The organism is Bacteroides sp. MSK.20.82 (genome assembly GCF_019052485.1).
In the GTDB taxonomy this organism is placed as follows: Bacteria; Bacteroidota; Bacteroidia; order Bacteroidales; family Bacteroidaceae; genus Bacteroides; species Bacteroides thetaiotaomicron.
Window position 1 is genome coordinate 33878 of sequence record NZ_JAHQUN010000018.1, and the last position, 24534, is coordinate 58411.

The window sequence follows — 24534 nt, forward strand, 5'->3', positions numbered from 1 at the left end:
TTGTGCGTAAGTTTATTAATGGAGAGCATGCATGGAGAATAATTATTTGATAAGTGTGATTGTACCTGTACATAATACAGTTAATTATTTGCGAAAATGTATTGAATCTATACGAAATCAATCTTTAGAAAATATAGAGATAATTCTGGTAGATAATTTATCAACTGATGGATCTTCTGAGGTATGTGATGAATATGCAAGTATGGATACTCGGGTAAAAGTAATTCATCTTTCGGTAGCTAATGCATCTGTAGCTCGTAATGCTGGCATTGATATGGCTTCTGCTCCATATATAGGGTTTATAGACAGTGATGATTATATTGACGTCAATATGTATGAGGAATTGCTTGCTGCAATTAGTTCATATGGTGTTGATTTGGTATATTCCAATTTTCAGATTGAACATGACGACGGGCATATAGACTCTTTTGAACCTAATAGTGGTATGGTCTGTGAAAGATCTTCGAAGGAGGTGGTGTATGATATGATGTGTGATCGATTGAATAGCTCTTGTTGTACGAAACTCTTTAAGAAGACACTTTTTTCTTCATTAAAATTTCCTATACATAATATGTATGAGGATCGTCTTATCTTGCATCAGTGGATATTAGAGTCTGAAAAAGTAGTGTGGATTGATAAGGCATTTTATCATTATGTAAAAAGAAGCTCTAGTATTTGCCATGTTATTTCACCATTACAACGTTATCATTTCTTTTTAGCACAATTTTGCCGCTTGGAGTTTATTAATAATAATCTATTGTTCGATACGAAAGAACAATATAATATGAAAACATCCCTTGTTAAGAGCTGCTTAAGGACTTTTAAAGAGATGCGTTCTTTTCCTTTTAGCGAAAGTCGTGCCTATGTTGTTGATATGAAGAATAATTTGAAGAAATTAATTCCTCTGTCTAAAAAGGAACTTGATATTAAATGTTATAAACGGCTGAGAAAGATTGTTTATTTTTGGCCTATTTATTATTGGGTACATTTTAAACTTAAAAAGATAAATAGTGGAGAATAAGTATTTGGTTAGTATAATAGTGCCTGTTCATAATACCGCTGATTATTTGCATAAATGTATTGAATCATTACGTAGTCAGACATTACAGCAGATTGAAATAATCTTGGTTGATAATTTATCTGTTGATGGTTCTTCTGAGATATGTGATGAATATGCGAAAATTGACAAACGTATTAAAGTGCTACATCTTTCTATAGCTGGACTCTCTATTGCTCGTAATGCTGGCATGCGTATAGCTTCTGCTCCTTACATTGGTTTTGTTGACAGTGACGACTATGTTGAACCTGCAATGTTTGAGAAAATGTTAGATGCAATGGTACAAAGTGATGCGGAAATTGCATATTGTAATTTTCTTCTTGAATATGAATTTAAACCAAACGAGTCTCCTTACCGGAATTCTGGAGATATTGTTATTCGAGATCCAAAGAATGTATTACAAGATATGATGATGGAAAAAGTTAGTTGTTCTGCTTGTACAAAGCTTTATAAGAGTGGCTTTCTGACATCATTACAATTCCCAGAGGGGAAAAATTATGAAGACAGACTTGTAATGTATGAATGGGTTGCTCTATGTAAGAAAGTTGTATGGGTAGATAGCCCTTTTTATCATTATGTAGAACGACAAACGAGTATATGTCACACGATGTCTCCTATGAATCTTTATCATTATTTTTTGGCAGAATATGCCCGCATGAGGTTCATGGAGAAATATTCTCTATTTGAAGAAGAAGATCTTTTTAAAATTAGGACTAGGTTGATTGGGACTTGTCTTACAATATTTAAGGAGATACTTTTGAAGGTGAATTTGAGAGAATTCAAAGAACCTGTTAAGGATATGAGGCAGAAAATGAAAGAGATAGCTGCATTGCCTGAAGATACATATGAATTGAAATATCGCAGGAGGGTAAGAAAAATAGCTTATCATTGGCATTTGTACTACTTGACTCATTTCCTGTTTAAAAAAGGTGGAGATTCGTGAATAGAAAAAGGGATATTTACTTAATATCTCACTAGATAGTTTTTTTCCCTTTTTACTTCCTTTCTTTTCCTTTTATATCGAACCATTTTGCTAATCTTATCTGAATGAATCTGAGATGGAATCGGCGGACTCTTCTCCGCATACGTGCGGATACATAACTAGGATTAATGAGTTTTGAATAGTGTCTGGCCTTTTTATACATGCCCAGACACATATACTTATCGTATAGATCATAGTAAAAGCAACTTAAGGATCGTAAGTATGGCTCTGTTAATGGAGTATTAAATTTGTGGATATAAAATGCAGTTATATCAATGGTCGATAATATGAATCTTTCATATTTCTGTATATCATTAGAATGACTTGCTGACTCTTCTAAGACACGGTATACTGTAGTGCTTTCCGGAATAAATTTTATTTTGTGATAATATGATATCCATAGCCACATAGGATAGTCTCCCATTAGCCAGTTTTTGCTCTTGGGTTCCACTTCTTTCAAGTACTCCATTACTAAGGCACTGCGTATGCAAGATGTAAGGGTTGGAATACAATTTCCGGATAATAACTCTATATAACCATTAAATTCCCGTCCAATAATATCTTTTTCTATTTTGCCTTCCTTTTGGTTATATACCTTGCTGGTAGTATATATCATGCCGTAATCAGGATTGTTCTCTAGAAAATCGATTTGTTTCTGAAGTTTTAATGGGTCAATCCAATAATCGTCTCCTTCGCATATTGCAATATACTTTCCTCTGACTCGTGAGCATTGGTATTTGGCAAAGATATCTTCTTTCTTTGAGTATTTGTTTTCTTTCTGATATATGGGTCTTATGACTTGAGGGTGATTATGCTCGTACTCGCGAATGATATCAGGAGTATTATCAGTGGATGCATCATCATGGATTAGAATTTCAAATGGAAAATTGGTCTTTTGCATTAGAAAACCATCTAGACACTGGGATATATATAATCCATGATTATATGTGCTACAAATTATACTTACTAATGGAGTATTTGCTATATCTTTCATTCAATATTAACTTTTGTGTACCTCTTTCTTCATTAAATACTTCTCATCCCTATCCTCAGCCTCATAAAATCCCATTTTATGATATGCATGAAGTGCATTGTTATTGTCTTTTCTAACTTCAAGCAATATCTCCTGAATGTCCGTAGAAAGATGTTCTATGATATAATTAATTGTTTTTTTAGAGATCCCATGACCTTGATGGTCAGGGTTTACACAGACATAGGGTATATATAAAAATCTCTCTTCTCTATTGTAATAGCCAACAATTAAAGATATAATGTTAGATCCGGAAATAGTATAGTACATAGAGCCGTTATGGTACATTTTCAATATCCATTCATCCAGGTTGGGCATCTGTAACAGAGAAGGAACAAACCAGTTTGCAGAGGATATGATAAAATCTCTAAATTCGGTATATGCTAGAGGTTCTGTATGGATTGTTATGCTCATACTTTAATCAATAATAATATGTACAAACTGGTCCATGTTTTCGATAACATTAAACATCTCTTCTTTCGAAGAATATTTGAGAATAAGTGTTCCCAATGCATCACCAGCATCGCGGAATGCATGAACATTATCTCCATTTTTCAGTTCTGTTACACAATCTACCAGATTGTTTTTTGCAAAGTTTTCATCAAATGATATTTCTTTAAACCGTCCGGTCTGTTTGCTATGTAACATATAATTAGACCAATATCCCCTTGCAGGTGACATCTCTATTTCGGAGCAATCTTCTCCCAAAGCTGCTTTTATTACATATTTAACCATGTTGACTCCTGTTGCCAGTTCTGTAATCTGAGGTATTAAACTGCCACCGCTTCTGGCACCTAACTCCAGTATATACAATTTCCCGTTTTTGCCAAGAATAGCCTCGACATTATATGCGGTTGTCCCCATTTTTAGTTCAGAAATCAGACGCTGTATGTCCTTTTCCAGTTCTGTTATAATTTCAGGTTTCATTTGGAAAGGCCAGCATTCACCAAGTGGGGCGAAATCTTTGACAACTGAAGAACTGTAGTATTCGTTTCCAAAACAGTGGAATTTTAAAATTCCGTCTACGGAAAAGGCATCTCCTGATATCTGATATCCGTCCTTCTCTATGAATTCCTCAATAATAATGCGTTTTTCACGGGAATATGAGAGGGCATCTTCTATAAAGTCTTTTAGTTGATCTACGTTAGTCAGTTTATTGATGCCTTTACTTCCTGATGAATCGACAGGCTTTATCATAACAGGAAGGGTTAAATTCTTGATTTGTTCCAAAGCCTCCGTGTATGAAGAACATCCGACGTATTTGGGAACATTGAAATTATGTTCAGCCAGATATCGTCTGAATAAGTCTTTCTGAGAAAGAATTTCTACAGAAGTATAGGGGCTGGTGGGCAATCCTAGTTTCTCACAAACATAAGCAGCTGTAGGAGCTGCAGGATCTGAAGCATATGCAACGACGCCATCTACTTGAAGTCTTTTGGCTAACTCGTAAACAGCTTCCTTATCTGTTGTGCTGACATTATAATATTCGTGGGCATACTGATGTCCTGGGTTATTCGGCAAGTAATCGCAGGTGATTACATAATATCCCATTTTTACAGCTTCTTTAATCGCATAGACCTGATATAAAGAGCCTCCTAGCATTAAAACTTTTTTCATATTATAAACTTTCGACAAATCGCTTAAGTCTTTGAATTCCTTCTTTAATTTTATATATATCTAATGTAAAAGCAATCCGGATAAAATCCTCGCAACAATCACCGTAAGTTATTCCAGGAACCACTGCCACTTGTTCTTTTTCTAAAAGGGCATATGCGAACTCCTCAGATTTTAATCCGGTAGATTTTATATTTAACATTGCATAAAAGGTTCCTTGTGGCGCATCGACTATTATTGTTTTGATTTTGGCAACTTCTTCCAATAAAACATTTCGGCGGAGAGTGAATTCCTCAATCATACCAGCCGAATATTTCTCCGAATTTCTTAGTGCTTCTATAGCTGCATACTGAGACGGCAATGGAGCACAAGCAGCTATGTTCTCTTGAAACATTGTCATCACTGATATTAACTCTGAAGGTGCAGCTATATAACCCAAACGCCATCCGGTCATACAGAATTCTTTTGATAAACTATTGATAACAACAGTGCGTTCCTTCATCTTGTCGCATGTAACAATACTTTTGAAATGAGCATTATCATAAAGTAGTGTTTTGTATACCTCATCTGTTATTACTATCAAATCATTCTCAATAGCTATCTGTGCTATTTGTTGGATGGAGTCATCAGAAATTATCCGCCCGGAAGGGTTGCTGGGCGTATTTAAAATAATAGCTTTTGTTTTAGGAGTGATTGCCTTCCTTATATTTTCTATAGATATCGATAAGTCATTGGTGCTGACAGGAGCTGTGATAATGGGCTCTCCACTACACATACATACCATCTGTACATAGTTTATCCAATATGGAGCTGGTATAATGACTTCATCCCCTCTGTTTAGAATGGCTAGCAGGGTTAAATATAATCCTTCCATTCCCCCAACTGTAACCATAATCTCATTTGTCGGGTTGTATTCTATATTATATTGTAACTTGTATCTGGAAGATATTATTTCTCTTAATTCTAATAATCCGGCATTAGGGGAGTATCTTGTACGACCTTCCAGTATCGCTTTACAGCCAGCTTCTTTTATTTTATCGTGTGGATGTATATCCGGGTCTCCCAATGTGAAGTCTATAACATTGTCATATTTTTGGGCCAAGTTAAATAGACGCCTTGTTAAGGAAGGGGATATAGAGTTTGTTATTTCTGATAATTGTATCATACTATTTCTTTATAATTTGGAGGATATACTCAACTTCATTTTCACTTAAAGCATGGTGCATTGGCAAGCAGATGACGTTATTGGACATTTGGGTTGCTATTGGCAGATTGTCAGGGTTAGCAGAATCTAATCCGCGATATGTTGAGAATGTACTGATTAGCGGATAGAAATAACGGCGTCCGAATACATTATGTTCCTTCATCTTAAAATAAAGTTCATCACGCGTCATTCCATATTCTTCAGCATTTATGAAAATTGGGAAATAAGAATAATTGTGGCGTACTCCTGGTATATCATTGAAAAAGGTTATCCCTTTAACACCTTGAAGTTCATCTCTATATCTTATGGCTACTTTGCGACGGGAATTGATTGCATGATCTACTTGCTTAAGGTTAAGTAATCCGTATGCAGCGCGTACCTCATCTACTTTACTATTAATACCGGGGGCTACAACTTCAGTTTCACTGGCAAAACCAAAGTTTTTTAGATAGTCGATGCGCTTTTTAGTCTGCTCGTCATGAACGACTAATGCTCCACCTTCCAAAGTATTGTAAACTTTCGTTGCATGAAAACTCAGAGTAGCCATATCTCCAAAGTTTAAAATGCTTTCCCCGTTTATTTCTACTCCAAAAGCATGAGCGGCATCATATATAACTTTTAATCCATATTTATTGGCAATTTCTTGAATCTCTTTCGTTTTACAAGGCTTCCCGTAAACGTGTACAGGCATGATAGCTGTAGTTCTGGGGGTAATGGCCGCTTCTATTTTACTAGGATCCAGATTACAGGTTTCTGGCTCAATGTCTACAAAAACAGGTTTGATTCCATTCCACCAAAGAGAATGTGTTGTTGCTACAAAGCTAAAGGGAGTAGTTATCACTTCACCGGTAATTCTCATTGCTTGTAAAGCGGTTATTAAAGGTAGAGTTCCGTTCGTAAACAAACTGAGATAGGGAACTTTAAGATACTTAGCTAATTCCTCTTCTAGCTTTTGGTGGAAGTTGCCATTATTTGTCAGCATTTTGCTTTCCCATATTTCTTTTAATAAGAAAGTAAAATCTTCCAAAGAAGGCAGTAGGGGGGAAGTCACATATATAGGTTTATCTATCATTGTAATTATGGATATTATTGGTCTATATAATAGTTGTTTAGGTTAATGACGTTATTGTCTTTGTCTCCATTAAGAATCGGGTGTCAGCTCCAATTTAATGATTTAAGACTTAAATTTCACAAAGATAGATAGATTCCAATACTTATCAAAATATATGTTTGGAATTTATCTAACTATTGTTGTATTGGAATTCTATCTGTTGTATCTTTGCATGATAATGAACTTATTTAATGATGCAAAGGTAATGAGACATGCTTTTTTAATTCTGGCCCATAATGAATTTCAAATATTGAAGATACTACTTTCTATGCTTGATGATGGGAGGAATGATATATATCTGCATATTGATAAGAAAGTCGTGCTCGGACCTTTAGAGCAAGATTTATTTCGGCTTGCAAAAGCTCGTCTTTTTGTACTTGAGCAACGTCTTGACGTAAGATGGGGTGATATTAGTGTGGTAAAGGCTGAACTGTTGTTACTTGAGACAGCCAGTATGAAAGGTCCTTATGATTATTATCATTTGTTGTCAGGAGTCGATTTGCCGATAAAGTCACAAGACTATATCCATCATTTCTTCGAGAAAAATAAGGGGTATGAGTTTGTGCCTTACTCTTGTGGTGAGGCTAATTTAAAAGATCTCGAAAGAAAGGTTTTTAAATATCATTTGTTCTGTCGTTATTATAAAATTCCACCTCGTATTTTTAAAAAGCAAGTACAATCTCTTCGAATAAGCTTTTTAAAGTTGCAGGATTTCTTCCATTATAACCGACCTAAAGAAATTGAATTTAAAAAGGGTTCCAATTGGGTTAGTATTACGCATGAGTTGCTAACAATTATATTAGCCCAAAAGTCTTTTATTTTAAGGCGTTTTAAAAATGTTTGCTGTGGTGACGAAATATTTCTTCAATCTATATTGTGGAACTCAGAAAGGCGGAGTCATATTTATCCAGGTAGTGAGCAGTTGAATGCCGGACTTCGTGCAATTGATTGGGAACGGGGGAATCCTTATGTTTGGAAAATGGAGGATTTGCAATATTTATTAGAAACAGAGCATTTGTTTGCTCGAAAATTTGATTCGCAGAATATGGATGTTGTGATCAAAATAAGGGAGCTTTTTTCTTGAATGTATAAAGTGATGTGTGGTGGTAACTCATGAAGATGAGTAGAGAAATTGCACCTTAGATATCATTCTATGATTTAATCTAATGGAGAAGTGATATTATTTATTTTTGTATATTTAGTTATACTTTTTTGCTGGTCTTATATATTATTTATAATATTGTACCGTTTTATAAGTCTCCTGTAGGTAGTTGGATCAAAATCAATAAAAGAGTATTGGATGATGTCTGTTTTTAATAAGCGTAGAGAGTTTGTTCGTTTCATATTGGTTGGTGTTCTGGCAACTGCTACTCATTATGGTATTTATTTCTTTTTATGTGTATTGATGTTACCAGCTATTGCATATACTATTGGTTATGCTATTAGCTTTATTCTGAATTTTTACTTGTCTAATATATTCACCTTTAATACTAAGCCTACTGTTAGGAAAGGAATAGGATTTGGCATCAGTCATTTTATCAATTATTTGTTGCATATCGGGCTGTTGTCGCTATTTATATGGATCGGAGTTCCCGAGAGATGGGCACCCCTTCCTGTGTTTACATTAGTAGTACCGGTTAATTTCCTTCTTGTTCGTTTTGTTCTAAAATCTAAAAAAATATGAGTAAAGTTAGTGTTTTAATACCTGCATACAACGAGGAACTCTCTCTTCCGGAGCTCTATTCGAAGCTAAAAGAAATGATGGATTCTTATGCAGAATATGAGTGGGAGATTTTGTTTGTTAATGATGGCAGCCATGATAAAACATTGGAAGTTATTAAATTTTTGAGATCACAAGACGAGAGAATTAATTTTGTCGACCTGTCGCGCAATTTTGGAAAAGAAGTAGCAATGTTAGCTGGTTTCGATTATGCTACAGGCGATTGTCTGGTGATTATGGATGCTGACTTGCAACATCCTCCTCACTTAATCCCTGAAATGTTGAAATATTGGGAAGAAGGGTATGATGATGTATACGCAAAGCGAATAACCAGAGGCAAGGAGAGTTTGATGCGTAAATATCTGTCCTTGTTATTCTATAAGTTATTGCAGAAAACGACCCGTGTGGAGATTCTCCCGAATGTCGGTGATTTCAGACTGTTAGATCGTTGTTGTATAAACGCTTTAAAACAGCTACGTGAGAGCCAAAGATATACTAAAGGTATGTATTGCTGGATTGGATTTCGTAAGAAAGAGATCAAATTCGAGCAGGAAGATCGTGTTGCCGGTACATCTTCGTTTAACTTTTTCAGCCTTCTGAGCTTGGCTGTGGAAGGGGTGACCTCCTTTACTGTAGCTCCTTTACGCATTTCTACTTTTGCTGGAATTATAGTTTCCCTGGTTGCTTTCATATACATGTGCTTCATCATGTTTAAAACATTGATATGGGGCGAAGTAGTACAGGGTTTCCCTACTCTGATGGTCGTGATTCTTTTTCTAGGTGGGATACAGTTGCTGTCCTTGGGAGTCATAGGGGAGTATATAGGACGTATTTTCAATGAAACAAAGAATCGTCCTACCTACATTGCAAGAGAATATAATGGTGTGAAACAATAACTAAGATTATGAGTAAAAAAACGGTTCGGATTGGTATTGGCGCATTTCTGTTGATAATAGGAAGTTTATTTTACCTGATGAATATGTACACTCCGATATGTGGAGATGATTATCTTTATTCATTCTATTTGACTCCTGTGGCAGCTAAGTCTTTCTTTGAAGGCGCATCGATAGGATTTGAGCAGAAGATATCATCATTTACCGATGTTATTTTTTCGCAATATAATCATTATTTTTATGTGAATGGCCGTACCATTCCTCATATTCTGGAGCAGTCGTTTGCCGGACTTTGGGGGGAGAATTGTTTTAATTTAATCAATGTATTCGCTTTTCTGTTACTTAATATGTTGGTTATATGGATTTCCGGAAAAAGAAATCTGACAAAATTCGGTTACTGGGTTGCTGCAGTTTTCTTTATATGGTTCTTACTGCCTTGCCCGGTTGATCTCTTTTTGCTGATGAGTGGTGCTCTCAATTATACTTGGAGCGCCGTTCTTTGCTTGGCTTTTCTGCTTGTTTATACTAAAGTGCGGCAAATGGAAAGGGTGAATTGGGGAGTTGCTTTTCTTCTTTTTTTGCTGGGCGTCATTTCTGGTTGGACACATGAATCTTTGGTTATTGGCATTTCTGGGGCTTTGTTTATTATTTATTGTGTACAATATAATAAGAGGAAGCCTAAATCACCTGAAATAGCTTTGGTTGCCGGCTTTTGGCTTGGGACCTTGTTGTTGTGTTTATCGCCTGCTGCCCGCGGGCGCGCGTCGTTTGATCATCCTTCCATCTGGGAAACCTTCTTATTGATAATCGGTGAGCTTCGGGCATTTTATGTTCTTCTGTTTTTGCTGGTATATACTTTTTTTCGTGAAAAGAGAAACAACAATAATCATACTCTGAGAAAGTTTTTCTATGATAATCAACTTTATTTTTATGTAATCTTAATTGAACTTGTTTTTAGCTTGGTTATAGGATTTCGAAATGTCCGGCAATTGTTTGGAATAGAGTTGTTTTCTGTTGTGATTTTAATCAAGCTGATCAGTGAACAGACTTCATTTAATGCGGTTTGGTGTAGAAGTGTATCAATTGTGGCAGCAAGTGCGATCGTTTTGCATATGGCATTTGTCATTCCATGCGCAAAACGTTCTCATGCGCAATTTCAGGATATAGTGACCACTTATCTCCACTCAGAAGACGGTGTTGTTTCTTTCAGATATGAGGAGTTTCCCTGTTGGGTTGATTCTTATGTCTGGCGATTCGGAGGATATGCGGGCTGGGAAGCTTTTTGTATTTCCGTCTATTATATGGGAGACAAAAAGCCGATGAAAGCTTTGCTGGTTGATTAGTATTCATTTGTGATAATAGATGATTGTCAGTTAAGATGTTTTTCGGTAGTAATATTTTTTGCTGTGTATAAAAATTGTAAAAAGAAGTAGGATTTTGCATGTGTTCATATTAATAGCTCTATATTTGTACAATTAAACCTAAACCCTTTTACAGTTTACTTATGGAGCTATTGAAAAGTCATTTTTTTTAAATGAGAAAGGCTTATATTGAGTCGTTTATTATTCTTTTGTTTCTGTCCTGCTGTCCTTTCATTGTTTCTTCCTGTCACGAGGAAGAGAAAGAGGAGATACCTGAATCTCCTTTTGACGAAGAAGATATTCAACACGAACAAGATCTGAATGCTTATTTGGGAAAAAGCTATTCGTGTAAAATTTCTCAGGTCTCAGTAATGGAATCTTCCGTTCGCGTTACTGGTGAATATACCGGTGAAGGCAACTTCTTTTTAGGTGAGATTCCTCCTTATTTGGATATCATAGATGTGAAGAAGGCTCCTTATAAGTTGAAGTTAGAAGATTCATCTTTTGAAATTAAGTTAGAGCGTTATGTAGAAAGGGATGGAGCGTTGTATGATCGTCTTTTGTCAAAGTGGGCTATTTATAAAGAGGGAGTAGAAAGAGACCAACTGGTTTCTCATGCGCATCAAGCGGATGAAATTCATGCGTTTCAGAATCTTCCGGCTATCAAACTGACTTCAAAGAAAGGGTTGGGTGGAATTATTCCTAACCAATATATATCGGATTTTACTTCGTTGGGGATAAGCAGTGCTACGATTAATGTTTGTATCACTCAGTTTATGCATCTGACGCCAAGAGCGGGAGATATTGCGCATACTTATGGGGGAAGAACCTATTATATGGATGAAGGTTACCTCAAGACTGTGCTTGACGTTCCTCTTTTAGAAGCAGCCAAACGGAATATTGCTGTTGCTGCCATCATTCTTGTCGAACCGGCAGCTAAATGCGTAGACCCTGACCTGGGGGTATTGCTGCAACATCCGGATTATGAAAGAGGGGTTTATACAATGCCTAATATGACTACTCTGGAATCGGTAAATTGTTATGCGGCAGCATTTGATTTTCTGGCGAAAAGATATTGTACGGCGGACAATCGCTACGGGCGTATAGCTCATTGGATTATGCATAATGAGGTAGACGGCTGTATAGACTGGACAAATATGGGAGTAAAACCTCTTACTGTATTTACGGATACCTATATAAAATCAATGCGTATATGTTATAATATAGTACGCCAATATGATAAACAGGCAGAGGTTTTGGGCTCCTTTACACATTCCTGGACACAGATAGCGAATGTGGGATGGTGGCTCTATACAAGCAAGGAAATCATTGATTTGTTGAATGTTTATAGTCGGGTAGAAGGAGACTTTCAGTGGGGATTAGCTTATCATAGCTATTCTCAGGATTTGACGAATCCATGTGTTTGGATTGATCCGAACGCAACGTTTTCCATGGATACCCAATTTATTACGTTTAAGAATCTAGAAGTTCTGAGTAAGTGGGCGCTTACCAAAGAAAATAAATATAAAGGGACTATTAAGCGCTCTGTCTGGCTTTCTGAGGCTGGAGTAAATTCTCCTACTTATTCGGATGAAGATTTTCAGAAGCAAGCGGCTAGTTTGGCTTTCGCCTGGAAGAAAATCAATGCATTGGAAGGGATTGATGGGCTACAATGGCATAATTGGTTTGATCATCCGGGAGACGGAGCTTGCTTCGGATTGCGTAAATACTTGGATGAATCTTACAGAGGGGAAGCCAAACCTGTGTGGGAAGTTTATCGGAAAGCAGGCACAAATGAAGAAGATGAATATTTCGAACAATTCTTACCTTTAATTGGAATTCCTGATTGGAATATTATTGAGAATTTTTAATCAACGACATTATTAACTAAAACTGAAATTATGGAAAATTTGAAAGCTTTCTTTACGAGAAGGCCTGAACGCCTGCTAGGGCGATGTGGCATGTTGTTTTTAATGGCATTTTTTGTGATGAACTTGTCTTCCTGTAATGATGATTTTATTGAAGACGATGGAGGAGAAGTTATTCCTCCTGAGGAAATTGTTATCCCGCCTGTTTATATGTTATTGGATGGGCCCTATAAGTCGGGAGTAACGTTAACTCAAAATGAAGACAGTAGTTATACGATAGAAACTACTAATGGTGATCCTTGGGCGACTGCCGGTTTGTTTAAAGAAGATGTTCCCGAAGAATGTAATGTTCTTGAATTTGAATATCAGACGGAAATGGGGATGAGTAACCTTGAACTCTTTTTTGCTGATGCAAAAAATGGGATTGATGCTACTCATAGCATGAGTGCGGGAACCGTTCCTGCTTCTACGGAATGGGCTTCATTCAGCGTTCGTCTAAAGAAATATAGACAGGAGTTTGATTGGGGAAAAGTGAAAGATTTTCTGCGTCTGGATTTTGGAGACCAGCCTAATAATATCATACAAATGCGTAATATACGCCTACGTATGATGAATGATGAGGAAAAACAGGCGGAAGAGGACGAGAATAATGAAGCACTTAATAAAGAGAAGTACGAACAAGGAATTAAAGATTATCTGAATAAAGAATATGATTGCCATGTAACTGATGTGGTGGTAGGAGAGAGTACGATCAGTATTCAAGGTAACTATACGGGAGAAGGTACTTTCTTCTTGGGAGAGATTCCTCCATTTGTAGATATGTTCAAAGTAGAAAAGGTGGAAAATAAAACACCTTTATCAAACGGCTCTTTTAACGTTCAGTTGGATAGATATGTTACTATAGGTGACTATGAGTATGATCGTTTATTGTCTAAGTGGGCTATATACAAAGAAGGAGCTTCCAAGGATGAGATTGTTTCTCATGCCCGCTATGCGAACGTGGATAAAATACACGTGAAACAAAGTGTTGAGGCTATTCCTTTAAAATCTAAGAAGGGGTTGGGAGGATTGATAAATCATGGATTCCTTGCATCTGATTTGGATGATTTGGGTATTGCCAGTGCCACCATCAACATTCCTATTTCTCATTTCATGCATCTTTCTCAGCAGGAAGGAGATATTCCGCATACTTACGGTGGAAGGACATATTATTTTAATGAGGGATATATGAAGAGTTCATTTGATGCTGTGTTGGAGCAAACGAGTAAACGTGGAATCTCTGTAGCAGGTATTTTGCTGGTTCCTCCTACCGGAGATGCCGGTACTCTTTTGAAACATCCGGATTTTAATGGTATAGCTCCTTATACAATGCCTAATATGACTACAATAGAGTCTACAAATTGTTATGCTGCCGCACTTGACTTCCTGGCAGAAAGATATAGTGACCCTAATATGCGCATAGCGCACTGGATTATACATAACGAAGTGGATGGAGGAAGTCATTGGACCAATATGGGTGACAAACCGATTGCCACGTTTATGGACACTTATCTCCGTTCGATGCGTATGTGCTATAATATTGCGCATCAATATGACCAGCACTCGGAAGTCTTTATCTCTTTCTCGCATGGATGGAATATCGCTGCCGGTGGCGGTTGGTATAAAGTAAGAGATATGCTCGACTTTATGAATCAGTTCAGTGAAAGCGAAGGTGATTTCTTCTGGTCATTGGCGTGTCATAGTTACCCGGCTCAGTTAGGTAACCCGTGCACTTGGGATGATGAACAGGCAACTTATTCTATGGACACGGAATATGTGACCTTGAAAAATTTGGAGGTTTTGGATAAGTGGGTAAGTCTCTCCTCCAATAAATATAAAGGAACAGTGAAACGTTCTGTCTGGCTTTCTGAGGCAGGAACATGTTCTCCAAGTTATAGTGATAATGATTTGCAGGATCAGGCTGCCGGCTTTGCTTATGGCTGGAAGAAGATTAATAATCTGGACGGCATTGATGGAATACAATGGCATAGCTGGTTTGATCATTTGGGAGATGGTGCCTGTTTGGGTTTGCGTAAGTATACCGAAGCGCCTCATAATGGTGAAGCCAAGCCTGTATGGACAACCTATCAAAAAGCGGATACAGATGAAGAAGATGATTATTTTGAACAGTATTTATCTCGAATAGGGATTGATAGTTGGGAAGGAATTATTCAAGATATTCCATAAGCGATATTAGGTAAAAGAGGAAACTCATTTGGGCTTCCTCTTTGGGTGTTGTGATTATATCTAAGTCCGCTATAAAAGAATTTTTTTAGTCTCACGGTCTCACTACTTTTGCATAATCGCCAAATAATTAAGATATTATAGAATGAGAGATACTTTTTACAAAGGTATCTCTCATTCTTTTCTCACTGGAATTACTCTATTTTACCCTATCTCTCATTCTATTTTACAACTATTTCCCGTAATGTCCTGGACACGGCACATAAATTGGTTGCGTACGAATTCCGATATTCTGCAAAGAGCCTTCTTCTTTCAACCTGCGAATATGGCGTGCCGCCATACTGTGTGTGAATTGGCAAAGTGACTGCATATCAGAGCGGGTCAAAACCGTATGCGTAGAGAAGTACCCGGTTAATTTTTTGTCTATTTCTTCTTGGGAGAGGGTAGCCGAGTGGGGTTTATACTTTGAGCGTTGTGCATGCATACCTATAAGCTCACCTTTTAAATCTCTGTCCGCCAGGAAACTGACCGATTTAAACTTCACTTTGTCAGCGTGTGCGGCCATGGAATGTATCGGCTCTGTTGCTTGTAATGTGATCTGAAAATAGCCGACCCCGTCAAGATGTACTCTTTGCCCTTCGCGTAAGTGATTTCCCATGCACCGACTGAGTTCCATTAACATTGCTTCCACTTCGGCCTTGCCAAAGGTAGTTGCCGAGTGAATTTCGGCTGCCAGTCTTCGGGTAGTCACGTGTTGAAAATTCACGACTCTGGGATGATAACTTGTTTCCCCCTCTTCTTCTCCCTGAACGGGATTCTTATAAAATTCGAATTGTACTGCCATCTTAATTGTTGTTTATATATGGTGTTACTTATCTCTTCGGCATTTAAAGCCTTTATCTGTGTGTCATCTTACTGACATCTTCATCGTTCTACCCGGGTGAACCGATCATTGCACCTTCGAGAACATATCTGTGTACCTGAGTGAACAGGTCGGTTCACCCGGGTAGTATGATGAATAACGTCCTTCAAAGATACGACAATAATAGTTGTAAAACAAGCAATTATAGGATTGTTTGCATGATAATGAATGGTAAAATATATGCGCCTTAAAGTACTTCTAAAAGGAGAAATGTATAGGTCTGAAATTAAATAATGGAAGTTGGAAAGCAGAATGAGAGATAATCAAAAGAAGGTGAGAGACAGGTTAGAATAGAGTAATTTCAGTGAGGAAATGATGAGAGATACTTTTTACAGAGGTATCTCTCATCCTATAATATATTAATTATTTGGTGATTATGTAAAAGTAGTGAGACCGTGAGACTAAAATATATTTTTTCTTTTCTAGTAGAGGGAGAGGAGATGGGAATGAAACTTATGATCAGAAACTTGTTTACATAGAATGTTTACAGTACTTTTGTGCAAAATATATATTGCCCTACACACGCAAGCAGGACAAACAGCGAAAGAAAAAATGAGAATAACACAAGTGAGAGACGATGGCAAAGTAAATACGATGCGTACGTTGAAGATTGAACAGCTCGTAGAGCAGATGAAAAAGGAAACTAAAGCACAACTGGTCTCTAATATGAGAGAAGTCCTGCCTTATATACTTCCCGGTGATAAAAATGATTATATAGAGAGGGTCCCGAAGATACTTCCGGCGGCAGCTTTTGTCAGAAAAAACGGGGTGATGGCGATGGCCGAATATAATGGAATCGTTATGCTTCAGGTCAACGGGTTGTCCGGACGTATGGAAGCTGATGAGGTGAAGGAGTGTGTGAAGGAACTGCCTCAGACGTATCTTGCTTTTATCGGTTCTTCAGGAAAGTCTGTAAAGATATGGGTTCGTTTTACGTATCCCGACAACCGTCTGCCTGATAATCGCGAACAGGCGGAAGTCTTTCATGCGCATGCTTATCGTCTGGCTGTGAAATATTACCAGCCCCAACTTCCGTTTGATATCGAATTAAGAGAGCCTTCGCTGGAACAGTATTGCCGGCTGACTTTCGACCCGGAGCTGTATTTTAATCCCGAAGCCATGCCTGTTTATCTGAAACAGCCAGCATCTTTGCCGGGGGAAACCACCTATCGAGAGCAGGTACAGGCGCAGGCTTCTCCTTTACAGCGGCTTGTTCCCGGATATGATAGTTACGAAGCACTTTCTGTTCTTTTTGAAGCAGCATTTGCCCGAGCATTTGCCGAGCAAAAAGGATACCGCCCAGGCGATGATATACACTCATTGCTTGTTTGTCTGGCTGAGCAGTGTTTTCGTGCCGGTATTCCACAGGAAGACACCGTGCGATGGGCACGTGCTCATTATCGTTTACCGAAAGATGAATTCCTGATTCGCGAGACGGTGAAGAACGTGTATGGTACGTGCGAGGGTTTTGCCGATAAAAGTAGTTTGCTGCCGGAGCAATTGTTTGTCATGCAGACAGATGAGTTTATGAAACGCCGCTATGAGTTTCGTTTCAATATGCTGACTTCGAGCGTGGAATACCGTGAGCGGAACAGTTTCAACTTTTATTTTCGCCCCATAGACAAACGGGTGATGGCAAGTATTACGATGAATGCGATGTATGAGGGCATCAAACTTTGGGATAAGGATGTGGTCCGATATCTGAATTCCGATCATGTTCCCGTTTATCACCCTGTCGAGGAATTTCTTTATGATCTTCCCCATTGGGACGGTAAAGACCACATCCGTGACCTGGCTGAAAGAGTTCCTTGTGATAATCCTCATTGGGGACAACTTTTTCGTCGTTGGTTTCTCAGTACAGTGGCGCACTGGCGTGGAGTTGACAAAAATCATGCGAACAGTACTTCACCTATTTTAATCGGTCCGCAGGCTTATCGTAAGTCCACCTTTTGCCGTCTGATTCTGCCTCCTTGTTTGCAGGCGTATTATACGGACAGCATTGACTTTAGCCGTAAAAGGGACGCCGAGTTGTATCTGAATCGTTTTCTTCTCATCAATATGGATGAGTTTGATCAGATAGGTGTCAATCAGCAGTCATTCCTTAAACATATTTTGCAAAAACCGGTTGTTAATACCCGTCGCCCGAATGCGTCAGCTGTAGAATCACTTCGGCGGTATGCTTCTTTTATCGGGACGAGTAATCATAAAGACTTACTGACAGACACTTCCGGTAGTCGCCGTTTTATCGGCGTCGAAGTGACGGGAGTGATTGATGTGGTGCGTCCCATTGATTATGAGCAGCTTTATGCACAAGCAATGACGGCGCTTTATAAAAATGAACGGTATTGGTTTGATGAAGAAGAGGAAGCTATTATGACGGAGTCTAATCAGGAGTTTGAGCAATCTCCCGCGATCGAGCAATTGTTTCAGGTATATTATCGGGCGGCGACCGACGATGAGGCAGGAGAATGGTTGCTTGCTGCGGATTTGCTACAACGAATACAGAAGGCTAGTAAGATGAAGTTTTCACCTCGGCAAGTATCTTATTTGGGGCGTATTCTGCAAAAGCTGGGAGTGAAATCGTACCGGAGATCTCATGGGGTTTATTATCATGTGGTGCCCATATCTTTTGATAATGAGTAGTGTTGGAGTGAAATAGACGAATAAATGGTCAAGAAGGTGGCTATTATATAATTCGTATTAATTATTGAAAGAAACCTTCAACTGTTAGACAGTTTTATTGTATCTTTGCAGCCTTAACTTATTTTATTTCAAATAATGAAGGAATTTTTGCAACTGATGCGACGTTTTGTGTCGCCATATAAGAAGTATATCGGATGGGCTATTTTGCTGAATATCTTGTCAGCTGTATTCAATGTGTTTTCATTTACTTTGTTAATTCCGATTCTGGACATTTTGTTTAAAACAGGAGAGAATAATAAGGTATATGAGTATATGGAATGGGGAACTGCCGGTTTTAAAGATGTTGCGATAAATAATTTCTATTATTATGTTTCCCAAATGATTCAGGATAATGGTCCTACTACTGCTTTGATTTTTCTGGGACTGTTTCTGGCTTTGATGACTTTATTTAAAACTTCCTGTTATTTTGCATCTTCAGCTGTGATGATTCCATTACGTACAGGAGTTGTCAGGGATATCCGTATCATGGTATATGCGAAGGTAATGCGTTTGCCGATGGGCTTTTTCTCAGAGGAGAGAAAAGGAGATATTATAGCTCGTATGAGTGGTGATGTGGGAGAGGTGGAAAACTCTATTACCAGCTCATTGGACATGCTGATAAAGAGCCCTATCATGATTATATTGTATTTTATAACATTGATTGCTACCAGCTGGAAGTTAACTCTTTTCACCGTTTTGGTATTACCGGCTATGGGCTGGCTGATGGGTAAGGTCGGAAGAAAACTAAAGCGTCAATCACTGGAGGCACAAGGTAAGTGGAGTGATACAATGTCTCAGTTGGAAGAAACATTGGGTGGTTTGCGTATTATCAAAGCGTTTATTGCAGAGGACAGAATGATAAATCGTTTTACGAGGTGCAGTAATGAGCTTCGTGATGCAGTCAACAAAGTTGCTATGCGGCAAGCTTTGGCTCATCCGATGAGTGAGTTCTTGGGAACAATTCTGATTGTATCTGTATTATGGTTTGGTGGTGCTTTGATTTTAGGGCATAATTCGTCATTGACTGCACCGACGTTTATATTTTATATGGTTATTTTGTATAGCGTGATAAATCCGTTGAAAGACTTTGCCAAGGCTGGTTACAATATCCCCAAGGGGCTTGCTTCTATGGAACGCGTGGACAAAATATTGAAGGCTGAGAATAATATTAAAGAAATTCCTAATCCGAAACCATTGACTGGAATGAATGATCGGATTGAGTTTAAAGATATAAGCTTTAGCTATGATGGTAAAAGAGAAGTGTTGAAACATGTGAACTTAACAGTGCCAAAGGGAAAGACAGTTGCTTTGGTAGGACAGTCAGGCTCAGGAAAATCAACGCTTGTAGATTTATTGCCACGTTATCATGATGTGCAAGAAGGAGATATCACCATCGATGGTACAAGTATTAAAGATGTACGTATTGCCGATTTGCGCAGTTTGATTGGCAATGTAAATCAAGAAGCCATTCTTTTTAATGATACATTTTTCAATAATATTGCTTTTGGCGTAGAAAATGCAACTATGGAACAAGTCATAGAGGCTGCTAAGATTGCCAATGCCCATGATTTTATTATGGAAAAGCCGGAAGGATATAATACAAATATCGGTGACCGTGGCGGCAAACTTTCCGGTGGACAGAGACAGCGTGTCAGCATCGCCCGTGCTATTCTGAAGAATCCTCCCATCCTGATTCTGGATGAGGCTACTTCAGCACTGGATACTGAATCGGAACGTTTGGTACAGGAAGCATTGGAGAGATTGATGAAGACGCGTACCACGATTGCAATTGCTCACCGTCTTTCTACTATCAAAAATGCAGATGAGATTTGTGTGCTCTATGAAGGGGAAATTGTAGAGCGTGGGCGCCACGAAGAATTATTGGAATTAGACGGTTATTATAAAAGACTAAACGATATGCAAGCATTATAGGCTGTGGCTGCATATTTGCAGCAACTCACAGCAACAAACGTAAACTAGACTAATATTGGAATGATTTTATTAAGTTTTGACATTGAGGAATTTGATGTGCCCAAAGAACATCAGGTGGACATATCAATGGAAGAGCAAATTAAAGTTTCTGTAGAGGGGACTACCCGAATTTTGGATTGCTTGGAACGGAATCAGGTAAAAGCGACCTTTTTCTGTACGGCAAATTTTGCTCTTCATGCTCCTGATATAATAAAGCGCATTCAGGAGGGAGGTCACGAGATTGCTTCTCATGGCTTCTATCATTGGACCTTTAAAGTGGAAGATCTGAAAAGGTCGAAAGATCAGTTGGAGGAAATCACCGGAACCAAAGTTTATGGCTATCGGCAGGCACGCATGATGCCTGTGTCGGAAAAAGCTGTATATGAGGCGGGGTATATATATAATTCTTCCTTGAATCCGACATTTATCCCGGGAAGATATATGCGGCTCTCTACTCCTCGTACTCCTTTTATAAAAGACCGTGTGATGCAAATGCCGGCATCAGTAACTCCGTTGTTACGCTTTCCTTTATTTTGGCTTTCATGTCATAATTTGCCTGCTTCACTTTATCGTTGGCTGTGTAAATACACTCATCGGCATGATGGATATTTTGTGACATACTTTCATCCGTGGGAATTTTATCCGTTAAATGAACACCCGGAATGGAAACTGCCATTTATTATAAGGAATCATGCAGGAGAAGGAATGGAAAAAAGGCTGGATGCCTTCATCCTATATTTTAGGAAAAAGAATGTTAGTTTTGGTCGTTTTATAGATTATATAAAACTAAACAAGGATATAATGAAATGAAAGATATAATAAGATTTATACTAAAGTTAGTGCAAAATCCTATTGTATTAGCAATTTTGTGGTTTGGGGTGGCTATCAGGGGATTTTGGGTAAGCTGGACAGAAGGACTTGCAAATAACTACTTGATATTTTCCCGTTCATTTTTTCATGCTTTGGAGCAAACGCCTTTATATGTAGAATATCCTAAAGAATATTTTGATTTATTTCTATATGGCATTCCTTTCACTTTATTGATTGCTCCCTTTTCAATCATGCCAACAATGGTGGGTTCTGCTTTGTGGAGTTTGTGTAATGCTCTTTTATTGTACTTTGCTATAAAAAAGTTAGAGTTTGAAAAATGGAAAACAGCCATTATTATTTGGTTGTCATATAATGGCTTATATTTATCTGTTGTGACTCAGCAGTATAATGCAGCAGTAGCCGCTTTCATTCTTTTTACTTTTATTCTTGTCGAGAGAAAAAAAGATTTTTGGGCTGCATTGATGATTGTGTTAGGCACATTAACCAAAATTTATGGGATTGTGGGGTTAGCTTTTTTCCTTTTCTCTAAAAGAAAATTATATTTTCTGTGGGGAATTCTATTTTGGGCATTCGTTCTATTTGTAGTTCCAATGTTTTATACTTCTCCACAATATGTATTTGATTCTTATAAAGAATGGGTTAGTATTCTTGTAGTTAAGAATGATGTTAATGAGTTGAGCTTTTATCAGAATATCTCTTTATTAGGAATGGTTCGAAAGATTACTCATGCTGTTGAATATAGCGATATGTGGCTGATAATTCCTGGAATTGTTTTATTCTTATTGCCTTATTTGCGTATTGGACAATATGAGAATAGAAATTTTCGGCTTTCGTTTTTGGCATCAGTTCTGTTATTTATGGTCTTGTTTAGTACGGGGACGGAAGAATGTGGATATGTGGGTGCTCTAATTGGTGTGGGTATATGGTATGTAAGTACGCCAACGTATAAAAAATCATTTGTGCTGAATACATGCTTATTGCTATTCTGTTTTGTGTTGACGGCAGCGTCTTCAAGCAGTATTCTTTTTTCAAAACATTTCAGGACTGAATACATAACTTCATTTGCACTTAAAGCTCTCCCATGTGCTATTATCTGGTTTAAAATCATCTGGGAACAATTAACTCAGGACTATACATCAAGAACCCCAACTCCTTTTCTACATAAAAAAGATGATGAACGGATTGACGTCATATTGCCCTGTTATAATCCTCATGAAGGATGGGAGCAGCAACTGATTGAGAAACATAAAGAGTTGGAAGGGATGCTGAACGGGTACAATATTCGCTTTATCGTAGTAAATGATGGTTCCAAACGCGGATTTACGGAAGAAGCTGTACTTCGTTTGACAAATAACTTACCCAACACTATCATTGTAGACAATAAGATAAATCAAGGGAAAGGAGCTGCTGTTCGTGATGGTATAGCACATTCTGATTCAGAGCTGGCTCTTTATACAGATTATGATTTTCCATATAAGATTGAGTCTGTTTGTCAGGTGATTAAATATCTTGAGGAAGGGTATGATGTAGTTGTAGCAAATCGTAATCATACGTATTATTCACAACTTTCTACCCGTAGAAAGTTGGCGAGTCATGCTTCACGTTTCTTGAACTTTATGCTGTTAGGGCTGACCCACACAGATACGCAGGGGGGATTAAAGGGGTTTAACTGTAAGGGAAAAGCTTTTCTTGCGTCCACTCGTATTAAACAGTTCTTATTTGATACGGAGTTTATATATAAGGCTTCTCTTGATGATACCACCTTCATCAAAGAGGTTCCTGTAGACTTAAGAGGCGAAGTGATGTTGCCTGATATGAAAAAGGGGGTATTTGTAAATGAACTAAAAAACTTATTGATGATATGTTGGAGAGGTTGAAAGGATATGTGCAGAATCCCGTCTTTCTATTCATCTTGTGGATGGGAGTAGGATTAGCTTGCAGTTTATCATTGATGATGAAGGGGACATATAGCAATTATGTTATATTTAGCCAGTCTTTTTGGCATGCGATATCTTCTTCTCCTTTATATGTAGAATATCTTCAGGAACAGAAAGATTTTTTTCTGTATGGTATTTCTTTCACTGCATTGATTTCTCCTTTTGCGGTTCTTCCCAGACCCTTGGGGATGGTCTTTTGGTGTCTGGTGAATTGTGGTTTCCTTTATTATGCTATCAGCAAGTTAGATTTGAAAAAGTGGCAATTTGCTGTTGTTATATTAGTTTCTGTAAATGACGTTTTTACAGCTGTTTTGTCTCAGCAATATAGCATAGGTATTACCGCTATGATTATATTCTCGTATGTGCTGATCGAGAAAGAAAAGGATTTTTGGGCTGCTTTGATGATTGTATTTGGGACTATGACCAAACTTTATGGGATAGTCGGACTGGCTTTCTTTTTATTCTCGAAACACAAAATGAAACTCGTCGGCGGATTAGTCTTTTGGGCAGTGATCGTTTTTTTGCTTCCGATGCTCTATGCTTCTCCGGAATATGTCGTTCATTCATATAAAGAATGGTTCGATGTGCTTGTCTATAAGAATGGGCTGAATCAGTTTAGCGTCAATCAAAACATATCTTTGCTGGGTATGTTACATCGGATAACGGGAGCCTCATTCAGCGATTTATGGATAATCGTGCCCGGAATGATTTTGTTTGCCCTTCCTTATTTACGCATCCGGCAATACGGAAATGAATCTTTCAGATTCTTGTTTCTATCCTCTGCACTTTTGTTTATGGTGCTATTTAGCACCGGCACTGAAACCTATGGCTATCTGACTGCTATGATTGCTGTTGGAATCTGGTATGTAAAGACACCTACACAGGCCACTACACCGGGGTTAAACTTGTTTCTACTTATATTCTGTATTCTACTGACTTCTTTGTCTACTACCGATCTTTTCCCAAGATTCATAAGGATGGATTATGTGAAGCCTTATGCTTTAAAGGCTTTGCCTTGCACCTTGATATGGCTGAAAATAGTGTGGGAACAACTGACTCAGGACTTCGTGCGTCCATCTGACTGAATGAAAATGAAACATCTGAACTATAAAACTAAAACTACTTACT

19 protein-coding genes are annotated in these 24534 nt (G+C 38.0%); 13 read left to right on the forward strand and 6 right to left on the reverse strand.

Annotation, left to right across the window (positions count from 1 at the left end; translation table 11 throughout):
* Window positions 1–31 precede the first annotated feature (31 nt).
* Window positions 32–1021 carry a glycosyltransferase family 2 protein gene (locus KTR07_RS15490; protein ID WP_011108797.1) on the forward strand — a complete coding sequence of 330 codons (990 nt, stop codon included), beginning with the start codon at window positions 32–34 and terminating at the stop codon, window positions 1019–1021.
* The gene (locus KTR07_RS15495) at window positions 1011–2000 is read left to right on the forward strand and encodes a glycosyltransferase family 2 protein (protein WP_011108798.1); all 990 of its coding nucleotides are present in this window, start codon (window positions 1011–1013) and stop codon (window positions 1998–2000) included. Before KTR07_RS15490 ends, KTR07_RS15495 begins: the two co-directional genes overlap by 11 nt.
* A gap of 52 nt (window positions 2001–2052) precedes the next feature.
* Here KTR07_RS15495 and KTR07_RS15500 read toward each other — a convergent pair whose 3' ends face one another.
* The 5 genes from KTR07_RS15500 to KTR07_RS15520 are packed head-to-tail and all read right to left on the reverse strand — an operon-like array spanning window position 2053 to window position 6959.
* Window positions 2053–3033: a glycosyltransferase gene (locus tag KTR07_RS15500; protein ID WP_062695836.1), complete on the reverse strand. Its 981-nt coding sequence runs from the start codon at window positions 3031–3033 to the stop codon at window positions 2053–2055.
* A gap of 6 nt (window positions 3034–3039) precedes the next feature.
* Window positions 3040–3483: an N-acetyltransferase gene (locus KTR07_RS15505; RefSeq protein ID WP_008767578.1), complete on the reverse strand. Its 444-nt coding sequence runs from the start codon at window positions 3481–3483 to the stop codon at window positions 3040–3042.
* 3 nt (window positions 3484–3486) lie between these two features.
* Window positions 3487–4686: an acetyl-CoA carboxylase biotin carboxylase subunit family protein gene (locus KTR07_RS15510; RefSeq protein WP_229072642.1), complete on the reverse strand. Its 1200-nt coding sequence runs from the start codon at window positions 4684–4686 to the stop codon at window positions 3487–3489.
* Between the two features lies 1 nt (window position 4687).
* On the reverse strand, window positions 4688–5848 hold the full coding sequence (locus tag KTR07_RS15515; protein ID WP_113747968.1) for a pyridoxal phosphate-dependent aminotransferase: 1161 nt from the start codon (window positions 5846–5848) through the stop codon (window positions 4688–4690).
* Between the two features lies 1 nt (window position 5849).
* Window positions 5850–6959 carry a DegT/DnrJ/EryC1/StrS aminotransferase family protein gene (locus KTR07_RS15520; protein WP_008762980.1) on the reverse strand — a complete coding sequence of 370 codons (1110 nt, stop codon included), beginning with the start codon at window positions 6957–6959 and terminating at the stop codon, window positions 5850–5852.
* A gap of 217 nt (window positions 6960–7176) precedes the next feature.
* Here KTR07_RS15520 and KTR07_RS15525 point away from each other — a divergent pair, with 217 nt between their 5' ends.
* The 6 genes from KTR07_RS15525 to KTR07_RS15550 all read left to right on the forward strand — a co-directional run bounded on the left by KTR07_RS15525 (window position 7177) and on the right by KTR07_RS15550 (window position 15066).
* A complete protein-coding gene (locus KTR07_RS15525) occupies window positions 7177–8082 on the forward strand; it encodes a beta-1,6-N-acetylglucosaminyltransferase (protein ID WP_170848638.1) in 906 nt (301 codons plus the stop codon).
* 219 nt (window positions 8083–8301) lie between these two features.
* A complete protein-coding gene (locus KTR07_RS15530) occupies window positions 8302–8682 on the forward strand; it encodes a GtrA family protein (RefSeq protein ID WP_113748852.1) in 381 nt (126 codons plus the stop codon).
* Window positions 8679–9614 (forward strand): glycosyltransferase family 2 protein, encoded by a 936-nt coding sequence (locus KTR07_RS15535; protein ID WP_008762983.1) that lies wholly within the window; start codon window positions 8679–8681, stop codon window positions 9612–9614. Before KTR07_RS15530 ends, KTR07_RS15535 begins: the two co-directional genes overlap by 4 nt.
* An 8-nt stretch (window positions 9615–9622) precedes the next feature.
* On the forward strand, window positions 9623–10954 hold the full coding sequence (locus KTR07_RS15540; RefSeq protein WP_113747967.1) for a DUF6056 family protein: 1332 nt from the start codon (window positions 9623–9625) through the stop codon (window positions 10952–10954).
* 191 nt (window positions 10955–11145) lie between these two features.
* Entirely contained in the window at window positions 11146–12843 is a 1698-nt protein-coding gene (locus tag KTR07_RS15545; protein WP_165938014.1) for a DUF5722 domain-containing protein, read from the forward strand.
* A gap of 30 nt (window positions 12844–12873) precedes the next feature.
* The gene (locus tag KTR07_RS15550) at window positions 12874–15066 is read left to right on the forward strand and encodes a DUF5722 domain-containing protein (RefSeq protein ID WP_117981580.1); all 2193 of its coding nucleotides are present in this window, start codon (window positions 12874–12876) and stop codon (window positions 15064–15066) included.
* Between the two features lie 229 nt (window positions 15067–15295).
* Here the strand turns inward: KTR07_RS15550 and KTR07_RS15555 are convergent, their stop codons facing one another.
* Window positions 15296–15907, reverse strand: coding sequence for a DsbA family protein (locus KTR07_RS15555; RefSeq protein ID WP_008767588.1), 612 nt, complete (start codon window positions 15905–15907; stop codon window positions 15296–15298).
* A 630-nt stretch (window positions 15908–16537) separates the two neighbouring features.
* Between KTR07_RS15555 and KTR07_RS15560 the strand changes: the two genes are divergently transcribed.
* The 5 genes from KTR07_RS15560 to KTR07_RS15580 all read left to right on the forward strand — a co-directional run bounded on the left by KTR07_RS15560 (window position 16538) and on the right by KTR07_RS15580 (window position 24491).
* On the forward strand, window positions 16538–18628 hold the full coding sequence (locus KTR07_RS15560; RefSeq protein ID WP_118214540.1) for a BT4734/BF3469 family protein: 2091 nt from the start codon (window positions 16538–16540) through the stop codon (window positions 18626–18628).
* Between the two features lie 135 nt (window positions 18629–18763).
* Window positions 18764–20599: an ABC transporter ATP-binding protein gene (locus KTR07_RS15565; RefSeq protein WP_117981582.1), complete on the forward strand. Its 1836-nt coding sequence runs from the start codon at window positions 18764–18766 to the stop codon at window positions 20597–20599.
* A gap of 60 nt (window positions 20600–20659) precedes the next feature.
* The gene (locus tag KTR07_RS15570) at window positions 20660–21448 is read left to right on the forward strand and encodes a polysaccharide deacetylase family protein (protein WP_117981583.1); all 789 of its coding nucleotides are present in this window, start codon (window positions 20660–20662) and stop codon (window positions 21446–21448) included.
* Complete coding sequence (locus KTR07_RS15575) at window positions 21445–23346, forward strand: glycosyltransferase 87 family protein (RefSeq protein WP_081030485.1); 1902 nt, start codon at window positions 21445–21447, stop codon at window positions 23344–23346. The genes KTR07_RS15570 and KTR07_RS15575 overlap by 4 nt, the downstream gene beginning before the upstream one ends.
* Window positions 23331–24491 carry a glycosyltransferase family 87 protein gene (locus KTR07_RS15580; RefSeq protein WP_117981584.1) on the forward strand — a complete coding sequence of 387 codons (1161 nt, stop codon included), beginning with the start codon at window positions 23331–23333 and terminating at the stop codon, window positions 24489–24491. The genes KTR07_RS15575 and KTR07_RS15580 overlap by 16 nt, the downstream gene beginning before the upstream one ends.
* Window positions 24492–24534: the final 43 nt, after the last annotated feature.

Excerpts from the sequence above, each read along its gene's own strand:
- KTR07_RS15490 (WP_011108797.1), top strand. The coding sequence starts at position 32 with ATGGAGAATAATTATTTGATAAGTGTGATTGTACCTGTACATAATACA.
- KTR07_RS15500 (WP_062695836.1), bottom strand. The coding sequence starts at position 3,033 with ATGAAAGATATAGCAAATACTCCATTAGTAAGTATAATTTGTAGCACA.
- KTR07_RS15505 (WP_008767578.1), bottom strand. The coding sequence starts at position 3,483 with ATGAGCATAACAATCCATACAGAACCTCTAGCATATACCGAATTTAGA.
- KTR07_RS15510 (WP_229072642.1), bottom strand. The coding sequence starts at position 4,686 with ATGAAAAAAGTTTTAATGCTAGGAGGCTCTTTATATCAGGTCTATGCG.
- KTR07_RS15515 (WP_113747968.1), bottom strand. The coding sequence starts at position 5,848 with ATGATACAATTATCAGAAATAACAAACTCTATATCCCCTTCCTTAACA.
- KTR07_RS15520 (WP_008762980.1), bottom strand. The coding sequence starts at position 6,959 with ATGATAGATAAACCTATATATGTGACTTCCCCCCTACTGCCTTCTTTG.
- KTR07_RS15525 (WP_170848638.1), top strand. The coding sequence starts at position 7,177 with ATGAACTTATTTAATGATGCAAAGGTAATGAGACATGCTTTTTTAATT.
- KTR07_RS15530 (WP_113748852.1), top strand. The coding sequence starts at position 8,302 with ATGTCTGTTTTTAATAAGCGTAGAGAGTTTGTTCGTTTCATATTGGTT.
- KTR07_RS15535 (WP_008762983.1), top strand. The coding sequence starts at position 8,679 with ATGAGTAAAGTTAGTGTTTTAATACCTGCATACAACGAGGAACTCTCT.
- KTR07_RS15540 (WP_113747967.1), top strand. The coding sequence starts at position 9,623 with ATGAGTAAAAAAACGGTTCGGATTGGTATTGGCGCATTTCTGTTGATA.
- KTR07_RS15545 (WP_165938014.1), top strand. The coding sequence starts at position 11,146 with ATGAGAAAGGCTTATATTGAGTCGTTTATTATTCTTTTGTTTCTGTCC.
- KTR07_RS15550 (WP_117981580.1), top strand. The coding sequence starts at position 12,874 with ATGGAAAATTTGAAAGCTTTCTTTACGAGAAGGCCTGAACGCCTGCTA.
- KTR07_RS15555 (WP_008767588.1), bottom strand. The coding sequence starts at position 15,907 with ATGGCAGTACAATTCGAATTTTATAAGAATCCCGTTCAGGGAGAAGAA.
- KTR07_RS15560 (WP_118214540.1), top strand. The coding sequence starts at position 16,538 with ATGAGAATAACACAAGTGAGAGACGATGGCAAAGTAAATACGATGCGT.
- KTR07_RS15565 (WP_117981582.1), top strand. The coding sequence starts at position 18,764 with ATGAAGGAATTTTTGCAACTGATGCGACGTTTTGTGTCGCCATATAAG.
- KTR07_RS15570 (WP_117981583.1), top strand. The coding sequence starts at position 20,660 with ATGATTTTATTAAGTTTTGACATTGAGGAATTTGATGTGCCCAAAGAA.
- KTR07_RS15575 (WP_081030485.1), top strand. The coding sequence starts at position 21,445 with ATGAAAGATATAATAAGATTTATACTAAAGTTAGTGCAAAATCCTATT.
- KTR07_RS15580 (WP_117981584.1), top strand. The coding sequence starts at position 23,331 with ATGTTGGAGAGGTTGAAAGGATATGTGCAGAATCCCGTCTTTCTATTC.